This window comes from Clostridium sartagoforme AAU1, from assembly GCF_000401215.1.
Taxonomy (GTDB): domain Bacteria; phylum Bacillota; class Clostridia; order Clostridiales; family Clostridiaceae; genus Clostridium; species Clostridium sartagoforme.
In genome coordinates, this window is sequence record NZ_ASRV01000258.1 from 1 (window position 1) to 2,059 (window position 2,059).

General features: G+C 25.1%; 3 protein-coding genes and 1 pseudogene. 2 read left to right on the forward strand and 2 right to left on the reverse strand.

All coding sequences use genetic code 11. The annotated features are described in order from the left end of the window. The coding region (locus tag A500_RS21525; RefSeq protein WP_341349972.1) for an IS66 family transposase at window positions 1-278 on the reverse strand (278 nt) is incomplete at its 3' end. Window positions 279-1,085: 807 nt separating this feature from the next. On the opposite strand from A500_RS21525, the pseudogene A500_RS20165 reads away from it, so the two are divergent. Continuing rightward, window positions 1,086-1,310, forward strand: a pseudogene (locus tag A500_RS20165) (carbohydrate ABC transporter permease); the annotation flags it as partial. A 74-nt stretch (window positions 1,311-1,384) separates the two neighbouring features. Then, window positions 1,385-1,648, forward strand: a complete 264-nt coding sequence (locus A500_RS18990) for a DUF1294 domain-containing protein (RefSeq protein WP_016209193.1) — start codon at window positions 1,385-1,387, stop codon at window positions 1,646-1,648. Window positions 1,649-1,805: 157 nt separating this feature from the next. Here A500_RS18990 and A500_RS18995 read toward each other — a convergent pair. Further along, on the reverse strand, window positions 1,806-2,059 hold a 254-nt coding region (locus A500_RS18995; RefSeq protein ID WP_016209194.1), incomplete at its 5' end, for a hypothetical protein.

The window sequence follows — 2,059 nt, forward strand, 5'->3', positions numbered from 1 at the left end:
AACTCTCTTAAAATATGAGCATTACATACGGCATGATCCCAATTAGAATATTGGCGATAAGCCTTCCAGCAATCGTGGACTGCTGTTCCGATAAAATTAGAGAGAATATTTATATCATCAATGGCTTCTTTACCACATTTTTGATGTGCTTCATAATATATATCATTAGAAGATACGTGGATCCATTGACGTTTTTTATCTATAGATATTCTAGCTTCATCAAAATGAACATCACCTTGAGAATTAATTATTGAGTTTTTTATATTTTTCTCAGCTATTTTTAAGTTCTCATGGCATCAGTCATTAAAATGAACCATTGTTCCTTGACTAAATTAATACTAAACATATCAAAAATTAATTCGGAACCTTTTTTATATGAAATCATCTGGTATTGTGTTAAATAAACTTATACAGCTTTTACTTTCTCTCCATATTGAACACTATTAGTTATTTCATTAGGGAATTTACCGGTACTTTTTCTCCTACACTTTGGGTATTTTTTACTTCTGCTCTATGCTCAATAACTTTAACTTTTACCTATGCTATATCCACAACTTGGCGAATAATGTATCTTTCCGGAGATATATCCTGTAAGGAGTCTTCACAAATATCAATGTATTATTATTTCATCCGGATTATCACTAAGTTCAAGTGTTTACCTTAATGATCTTTCTGGCCACCTTGAGTTTTATCAGATTTAGTTCTTAAACTTTTAGTTTTCTTTTTGAAACCCTCTGACGATGGCGGTTTGCTATTATTATTACTATTTTTATTGACTTTCTAACGATTTTACACATTCATTTAAGACTTTATTTTTCTTAGAAAACTGATCTATATTTGCACTTTGTTCTTTTATTTAATTGGATAGTTCTTTAATCAAACCTATAACTTCAGATATTCTTTTGTTATAGATTTCAATAATTTTGCCTTCGCTCACGAAAGTCACTACCTTATCATTAGTTTTTATAAGACAGTTTTTATAATATCAAAAACTAGTAATAGAACAGTTTTTTAAATTAATAATACCACTTGCATTAAATTTATCTAATAGCTGAATAGTTAATTTTTAAAACCAATTACAGGATCTAAATGGTATATTGATATGGAATGACTTCTTATTACCATTACTTACTATAAACGGGAAAATAAATACTATTCCCCTTGCCATGAATAATTTCTTTGGTGCTTTTTCTAAACAATGGGAGCTTGCTATGGCAGCTTTAATTTTAGCTGTAATTCCTATTATCATATTCTACTTCTTTGTCCAAAAATATATAATTAAAGGAATAGTACAAGGATCAATTAAATAGTTAACTTTTATTCCTATAACAGATATTATGGTTTATACTTATGTATATACTATAAAACCTGTAAAGGAGATTTTATGAAAGACATTTTTACTTATTATATTATTTTTATTAATTTAATTTCTTTTTTAACCATTTATATTGATAAGAAAAAAGCAATAAAGAAAAAATGGCGAATAAAAGAATCCACATTAATTTTTCTTTCAATAATTGGCGGAAGTTTAGGTACTTATATAAGTATGTATACTTTCAAACATAAAATTAGACATTTAAAATTTAATCTAGGTATCCCTATAATAATACTCTTTCAACTTTCCATATACTTCTTATTAAAAAAATAGAATGGTACTTCTTACTATCCATTCTATTTTAAATTATATTAATTTATTTTTAATTTAATCAATTCTTAAATTTATAAAGTATTTAAATATATATATTTAAAATCACTTATTTGAATATCCCAATTTTTAAAGTTTATAATATCACTACTTAAATTATTTATTTTTTTATGATAAAATAATTTATAGGTGTACTATTTTCAAAGCCTAATTCTTCTAGTATTATATGTTCTCTGTTATAAACTGAACAACAAATATTTATAGATTTTATATTTTCCTCAGCAACATCTTTAAATATTTTACATAATAATATCTTATTATATTGTTTATCTACTGAATTTAATTCTACTATTTCTATCTTATCATTATATTTAGTCATTATAAGTGAAGCTAAGACAACTTTATTTCGGCTTA

Bases quoted from the DNA above. Each gene is read 5' to 3' on its own strand.
- A500_RS18990 (WP_016209193.1), top strand. From the start codon at position 1,385: ATGAAAGACATTTTTACTTATTATATTATTTTTATTAATTTAATTTCT.